This window comes from Limosilactobacillus sp. (assembly GCF_041859915.1).
Classification (GTDB): domain Bacteria; phylum Bacillota; class Bacilli; order Lactobacillales; family Lactobacillaceae; genus Limosilactobacillus.
In genome coordinates, this window is sequence record NZ_JBFLGB010000006.1 from 42,007 (window position 1) to 49,109 (window position 7,103).

The 7,103-nt window shown below is 44.8% G+C and carries 7 protein-coding genes; 4 read left to right on the top strand and 3 right to left on the bottom strand.

Annotated features, from left to right (window positions below):
* Positions 1 to 27: 27 nt before the first annotated feature.
* Positions 28 to 1,710, top strand: coding sequence for an alpha-glucosidase (locus ACEYV4_RS02050; RefSeq protein WP_373841780.1), 1,683 nt, complete (start codon positions 28 to 30; stop codon positions 1,708 to 1,710).
* 45 nt (positions 1,711 to 1,755) lie between these two features.
* Here ACEYV4_RS02050 and ACEYV4_RS02055 read toward each other — a convergent pair whose 3' ends face one another.
* Together ACEYV4_RS02055 and rlmD are read right to left on the bottom strand one after the other, a co-directional pair.
* Positions 1,756 to 2,145 (bottom strand): Fe-S cluster assembly protein HesB, encoded by a 390-nt coding sequence (locus ACEYV4_RS02055; RefSeq protein ID WP_373841781.1) that lies wholly within the window; start codon positions 2,143 to 2,145, stop codon positions 1,756 to 1,758.
* A 19-nt stretch (positions 2,146 to 2,164) separates the two neighbouring features.
* Complete coding sequence (rlmD, locus tag ACEYV4_RS02060) at positions 2,165 to 3,571, bottom strand: 23S rRNA (uracil(1939)-C(5))-methyltransferase RlmD (RefSeq protein ID WP_373841782.1); 1,407 nt, start codon at positions 3,569 to 3,571, stop codon at positions 2,165 to 2,167.
* A 146-nt stretch (positions 3,572 to 3,717) separates the two neighbouring features.
* Between rlmD and ACEYV4_RS02065 the strand changes: the two genes are divergently transcribed.
* From ACEYV4_RS02065 to ACEYV4_RS02075, 3 genes are read left to right on the top strand one after another with little or no spacing between them, the layout of a single operon-like run.
* Positions 3,718 to 4,323 (top strand): NADPH-dependent FMN reductase, encoded by a 606-nt coding sequence (locus tag ACEYV4_RS02065; protein WP_373841783.1) that lies wholly within the window; start codon positions 3,718 to 3,720, stop codon positions 4,321 to 4,323.
* Entirely contained in the window at positions 4,323 to 5,510 is a 1,188-nt protein-coding gene (locus tag ACEYV4_RS02070) for an NAD(P)H-dependent oxidoreductase (RefSeq protein WP_373841787.1), read from the top strand. The genes ACEYV4_RS02065 and ACEYV4_RS02070 overlap by 1 nt, the downstream gene beginning before the upstream one ends.
* A 5-nt stretch (positions 5,511 to 5,515) precedes the next feature.
* A complete protein-coding gene (locus ACEYV4_RS02075) occupies positions 5,516 to 6,436 on the top strand; it encodes an FAD:protein FMN transferase (RefSeq protein ID WP_373841784.1) in 921 nt (306 codons plus the stop codon).
* 115 nt (positions 6,437 to 6,551) lie between these two features.
* On the opposite strand, the gene ACEYV4_RS02080 is transcribed toward ACEYV4_RS02075, so the two are convergent.
* Positions 6,552 to 7,103, bottom strand: a 552-nt coding sequence (locus ACEYV4_RS02080; RefSeq protein ID WP_373841785.1) for a nitroreductase family protein, incomplete at its 5' end; no start/stop codon positions are given.

The window sequence follows — 7,103 nt, forward strand, 5'->3', positions numbered from 1 at the left end:
CTCCATTTTTTAGAAGGAAGAATAAAGATGAAAAATACACATTGGTGGAAAAACGCCGTTGTTTATCAAATTTATCCGAAATCATTTCAGGATAGCAATGGGGACGGCATCGGTGACCTTCAGGGGATTATTAGTCGGTTGGATTATCTTCAAAAGCTGGGGATTGATATTGTTTGGCTAAACCCGATCTACGAATCACCCCAGGTAGATAATGGTTATGATATCAGTAATTACCAAGCAATCAATCCTACTTTAGGGACGATGGCTGACTTTGATAAGTTATTGAATGGCCTCCATCAACGGGGGATGAAACTGGTAATGGACCTGGTCGTTAACCATACTTCAAACCAACATTCCTGGTTCTTGGAGTCACGACGGAGCAAAGATAATCCTTACCGTGATTTTTACATTTGGCGTGATGGTCGCGATGGTAAAGCGCCGAATAACTGGGGATCCTATTTTAGTGGCCCTGCTTGGAAATATGACCAACAAACTGGCCAATACTACCTTCATCTTTTCGCACCAGAACAGCCTGACTTGAATTGGCGAAATCCCCGCGTTCGGCAAAACGTTTATCAAATGATGAATTGGTGGGCGGCTAAGGGTGTCGATGGCTTTCGGATGGACGTTATCAATTTGATTTCTAAACCCGCGGGGTTACCAGATGGGCCTCAGGCTGCTGGTGAACAGTACGCTAACGTTGAAAGCCTTGTGCCAAACGGACCCCACATCCATGAGTACCTTCGTGAAATGAATCGGCAGGTGATGAGTAAACACAGGATGATCACAGTTGGCGAAACACCAAATGTTACTCCGGCCGATGCTAGGCGCTATGCGGATCTCCACAACCAGGAACTTAACATGGTTTTTCAATTTGAGCACATGGGCCTGGACAGTAACCCTAATCCAGCGCTTGGAAAATGGAATGATCAAAAGACCAGTTTAACGGCTTTGCGGGCTAACCTCTCAAAATGGCAAGAAGAATTAGCGGGGCGAGCTTGGAACGCCCTCTATTGGAATAACCATGACCAACCACGGGTAGTTTCTCGTTTTGGTGATGATTCGACTGAGGATTACCGGGTCAAGTCGGCTAAAATGCTGGCAACTATGACTCACTTTATGCAGGGGACCCCTTACATTTATGAGGGTGAGGAGATTGGGATGACCAATGCCGGCTTTACCAAACTCAGTGACTATGTGGACCTAGAATCGATCAATGCCTACCACCAAATCGTTGATGAGCAGCACTTGGTTGATGGCAAGACGATGTTAAAATACTTGGCCATGCATTCGCGGGATAATGCCCGGACACCGATGCAATGGAACGACCAGCGTTACGCCGGCTTTTCTACCCATCAACCTTGGGAAAAGGTCACTCCTAATTATCGTCAGATTAACGTAAAACGAGCTTTGGCGGATCATAATTCACTTTTTTATTATTACCAACGGTTGATTCACTTCCGCCACACAATGCCAGTAATCACGGATGGTCGTTATGCGTTAGTACCTGGTAATGACCAGGATCAGCAGGTTTTTGCCTATCTTCGACAAGATCAGGAGACAACTTTATTAGTCATTTTGAATTATACTGACCAAATCGTTCAGCAGCATTATGATGTCCCAGACACGGCTCATTTGCTAATCAGTAACTATGCGGATGACCAGGGTGACACAATTAGACCGTATGAAGCCAAGGTTTATCAATACTAAAAGGAGTAAATAGAACTTATTCGTGAGTCCTATTTACTCCTTTTGTTATTCCCAGAATTCTTCGAAGTTGCCACCCTCTGAAGCGCCAGTTGAGGCATCTGGTTGTGGTGCTTTAGCTGATGGCCTAACGGGTTGTTGTTTTTCCTTGGTAAAGTGAAAGTTGATCTTTTGGCTATGAGTATCCAAGTCGATCGTGGTTATTAGTCCAGAAAAGAACCAGCTGTCGGCAAAATTAATGTGGTAATTGATCTTGTCCTTGACTACCGTTAGCGAAGCACTGGTGAGTTGGTCTTCACGCGTATATCCCTGGTCAGGGCCATGTGTCACGTGGCCGGGTTGGATTGTCTTACCAAAAAATTTAATTCCGGCTCCTGCTGGTAGGTGGAATTGTTGTCTAATCCACCGACTAGCAGTGTTAGTAATAATTAATTGCATTTGCTTGCCTCCCCATTGTTTACTTATTTTGATTGACTCGCAAAGAAAGTTTTACGACGGCCTCACAACGGGCGGTTTGCGGCATCATGTCAATTGGTTGAATGTAATCAACGTGATAAACACTGGTTAAACGACGAAGATTGCGAGCCAGTGAAGCCATCCCACAGGAAACATAGGCAAATTTGCGCGGCTTAGCAGCTAAGACAGCCTTAATCAATCCTTCGTCAAGTCCGGTCCGGGGTGGATCAACGACTAGGGCATCAAAATGCAGCCCTGCTCGTTCCCACTTTGGTAATAGGTCTTCGGCTTTACCAACTTCATAGTGAGCATTAGTAATTTCGTTGCGGTGAGCATTAGCGTTAGCATCAGTAACGGCTTCGGGAATGATTTCCATTCCCCGCACAATTTTGACGCGGGAAGCCAACGAAAGACCAATCGTACCGATCCCGGCATAGGCATCGATTAATGCGTCATTCGGAGTTAATGCTAGAGCTTTAGCTGCTTCTTCATAGAGCGTCTCCGTCTGTTCCGGATTCAGTTGCAGGAAAGAACGAGCAGAAAGATTGAAATCTAACCCCATCAGGCTCTCGGTAATCGTCTCTTTGCCAGCTAGGTGAATCATGCGATCACCCCAAATCAGTGGCGTATCACCTGGATTAACGTTTTGCATTACTGAGACAACCATGGGTAACTGTTGTTTAATGGCAGCCAATAATTGGTGCTTATGGATCAGCTTAGGGGTATTGGTGATGAAGGTTAATTGAATTTCACCGCTTGAACGTGATTCACGGACAACGAGGGTTTTGATGATTCCACTATGGTGATTTTCGTCATAGACTGGAATTTGAAGGTCCTCGATTAGTTGAACAACTGTTCGGATAACCTTCATCGTGTTGGGCATTTGAACAGCACAAGTTTCCATGTTGACAAGGTCATGGCTACCTGGTTTATATAATCCGGCGGCGACATGACCGTTGACTACCCGAATCTGAAACTGAGCTTTGTTACGGTAGCCGTATTCCTGAGGAGCCGCAATCGTTGGGCGTACTTCATAATTACGGTAACCATAGGGTTTAAATTTGGCAAGACTTTCGATCACAACCTGGCGTTTGAACTTTAGTTGTTCTGAATAAGCAAGGTTTTCCAATTCAAAGCCACCAGCTATGTCCGCATAAGGATCCCGTGGCTGAACTCGATACCGACTTCTCTTGCGCAACCGGTGGATCTTAGCTTCCAGGTAACGTGGTCGAACCCGAGTAACCTCGGCGACAATTACTTCGCCAGGAAGGGCTCCGGGGACGAAGCAGACTTTATGTTTGAAGTAACCAATACCGTGACCATTAACACCGAGGCGTTTGATACTCAGAGGGAAACGGTCGCCGACATGGACGTTAACGTTAGAATGAACTGAATTTCGTCGTTTCATGATATTTCTCCGTTCTCTTGGTATGGTGTGGCACCTATTTTAGCACAGACTAAATCTAAATAACGTATGATTAGTGTTGCTTTGGGTGGATATAGTAAAATGAATCTGAAAGTACTACATAAGTTAATAAAAGGAAGTGACAGATCTTGAAGATTGCTGCAATTGCTGGGTCCAATGCCAATCATTCGTATAATCGAATGCTATTGAAATTCATTGCTGCCCAGTACCAAAATACTGACGATATTGATGTAATTGATATCCGAAAAGTACCAATGTTTAACGAAAATTATAGAGGGAAGACTCCTCAAATTATCACTGACCTTAACCGGCGAATTAAAACTGCTGACGCGGTCATCATTGCAAGCCCAGAATATAATCATTCGATTACCTCGGCTCTAAAGAGTGTGGTGGAATGGTTATCTTACAAGGTCCATCCATTAGAGAACAAACCGGTCCTAATTGTTGGTGCCTCGACACATGAACAGGGCTCGTCCCGGTCGCAGGTTCAATTGCGAGATATCTTAATTTCACCGGGAGTTAATGCCCAGGTTTACCAGGGAAACGAGTTTTTTATGAGTGATGCAGCTAACGTTATTGATGAGAATGGTCAGATTACAGATCAGGCAACGGTTGGCTTTCTTGAGAAATGTATTGATGATTTTAAAATTTACGCTCGAGCTATCAACAAAATGGTGACGGACCAAGTGGCAGCTGCCAAGCAGGGGCCAAAGGAGGCGGCAAAGGACAAATGATGAAAATCTTAGCATTGGTTGGTACAAACGCCAGCTTTTCTTATAACCGTTTGCTATTAAAGTTCATGAAGAAACATTTTAAACAAATGGCCGATATTGAAGTTTGTGAGATTAGCCAGTTACCACCGTTTAGTGTGGATGTGCCATTGAAAGAGCAAACTGCCGTATGGAAACTAAAACAAAAAGTGAAAGCGGCCGATGGGGTAATCTTCTCAACTCCGGAGTACGACCATGGTATTCCGGCTGCCTTGAAAAGTGCTGTAGAATGGCTTTCTTATCACACTAAAGTATTAGACCGGAAACCGGTAATGGTCGTAGGAGTTTCCTACGGTCGACAGGCCTCTGCCCGCTCCCAAATCCAGATGCGGCAAATTTTAATCTCACCAGACTGCAATGCCAACTTATTACCAGGTAATGAAGTTTTAATTGGTGGTGCTACCCACGTCTTTTCTGAGGACGGGCGCCTGATTGATCCGACAATGCGGGACAACCTGGAGCAATGTTTTACCCACTTTATTGAATATATTCAAGTTTTTAAAAACGTTAACGAGGAGGAAGTAACGATGCCGATCAAGCAACCAAGCATCAGTGACGCTTATATTAAATTCCCAACGGGACACTTATCCTTAAAAGAAGTACAGCAGATTTTCAGCACCATTCCGTTTGAAATTGACTTAATTGATAGTTCTGATCGGTTTGCCTGGTATTCCGACAAGCCTAATCGTGAACATGTCCGGAATGTGGCTTCTTTGAATGAACCAGTTAGCGAATGCCACCCGCCCAAAGTGGTTCCAGTAGTGATGGACATTATTAATAGTTTTCGTGACGGCCAGCGTGATGTCGTTACTCGACCACTATGGATGCATGGTCATCGTTCTTTGATTCAGTACTATGCCCTGCGTGATGTTGATGGCCACTATTTAGGAACCATTGAGTTTACCGGAAATGTAGAATACATCTTAAACCTTTTCGAAAACGGTGCCTGGGATAAGGGCCAGCATGATACTACTTCGAAGAAAACGGCGACTGATGCTTCCACTGGAGCTTCTGAATCTGGTGTTAAATCAAAAAATGACGCGGTCGCTTCGAATAATGATGCTGACGCTACTACCGGTGCTTCCGAGTCAGGGAGTGTTGATGCTGACGATGAAGCAGCCGACGCTACGACTGGTGCTTCAGAGGATTAATTGTTATGAATGAATTAGCAAATCAGGTTCATACATTAACCCACCATGCCTTAGGGACGCGAATCGTACTAACGGTTTTCGGTGATCGATCGGCGGCTTTCCTTCAACCGGCGATGGATTTGATCGATGGGTACGAAGACCGGCTAACCGTCAATCGTGACCAATCTGAGGTGATGGATATTAACCATGCTGCAGGACGGGGTGCTCGTACCGTTTCCCCAACGACTTATGAATTAATTAAACTAGCAGTGCGTTACAGTCGAGAAAATTTTGGCTTCAATGCCTTAATTGGTCCACTAGTTAAACTCTGGAAAATTGGCTTTAAAGGGGCTAACGTGCCGACTGCCCAGAATATCCGAGACCGGTTACGACTGACTGATCCCAGTCAAGTGGAATTGGATGATACGCGGCGTGCCGTCTTCCTCAAACAAGCGGGGATGGAACTCGATCTCGGGGGGATTGCTAAGGGCTACATTGCTGACCGCATTCGTGATTTTTGGCTGGCTCATAGTGTTGCAGCAGGAATCATTAACCTTGGTGGAAACCTCCTAATGGTTGGCAAGTCACCACGACGGGATGATGGGCAGTGGTTGATTGGCGTCCAGGATCCTCGGTTGCACCGTGGGGAGAACATAGAGGTTGTTCGTCAGCCGGCTTGTTCGGCGGTAACCTCGGGAATCTATGAGCGTTTCTTAATCAAAAATGGTCATCGTTATCATCACCTACTGGATCCACGGACCGGTTATCCGCTGAAGACCGACCTGAGCAGTGTAACAGTCTTTACCGATCAATCGGTATTAGGTGAAATTGAAGCTAAACGGTTATTCTTCAGCGGCCGGCCAATTGCTGGTTGGTTAGACCAACCGGGAAATCGTGGCGCTGTTTTTATTCATAATGATGAGACGGTTGAAAATATTGGAATTTAATTAGTAGAAAAAAATAGTTGGTGAAGTTTTTCCATCAACTACTTATTTTTGGTTTTATTAGTGAAGATAACACGATAAACGTGGCATTACTTCTTAATGCTATTGATTACTTAATTTATTTGTGATTCCAATCAAGTGCTAACCCTTGTTGGTGAAGAGCAGTGATTAATTCATCCCGCTTTGTCGAGTGTTGGTCTAACTTGGGACCACAAATTTGGTGAGTGAAGGAGTCACTGCGCCGGTTGGCTTCCCGTAGATCGTAATACTGGGTAACTTGGTGATCGTAATCCTGTAAGTCACTGGCTTGAAAATCACGAGGATAGTGGTTTTCAAAGGTCATCTTGTCTAATGGTAACCGGGGCTTTAACTGGGGATCTTGATCAGGAATACCAAGCTGCAGGCCCAATAAAGGAAAGGTCATCTTGGGTAGGTCAAGAATTTTAATTAGCTTAATCGGGTCATTTTTAATGGAACCTAAGATGACGCCCCCTAAGCCCATGCTTTCGGCTGCGATGAGAGTATTTTGAACAGCTAAGGTAGTATCTTCGACAGCCTGTTGGAAGACGTCGGCAGTGTGCAAGCGGCCATCATCTTTGCCATGGTTACGGCGAATTTGTTGATTGCGATAAATATCAACTAGGAAAATTAATAAATCGCCATTTTTACC

Coding starts and splice junctions, on each gene's coding strand:
- ACEYV4_RS02055 (WP_373841781.1), bottom strand. CDS start 2,145: ATGCAATTAATTATTACTAACACTGCTAGTCGGTGGATTAGACAACAA.
- ACEYV4_RS02070 (WP_373841787.1), top strand. CDS start 4,323: ATGAAAATCTTAGCATTGGTTGGTACAAACGCCAGCTTTTCTTATAAC.
- ACEYV4_RS02075 (WP_373841784.1), top strand. CDS start 5,516: ATGAATGAATTAGCAAATCAGGTTCATACATTAACCCACCATGCCTTA.
- rlmD (WP_373841782.1), bottom strand. CDS start 3,571: ATGAAACGACGAAATTCAGTTCATTCTAACGTTAACGTCCATGTCGGC.
- ACEYV4_RS02050 (WP_373841780.1), top strand. CDS start 28: ATGAAAAATACACATTGGTGGAAAAACGCCGTTGTTTATCAAATTTAT.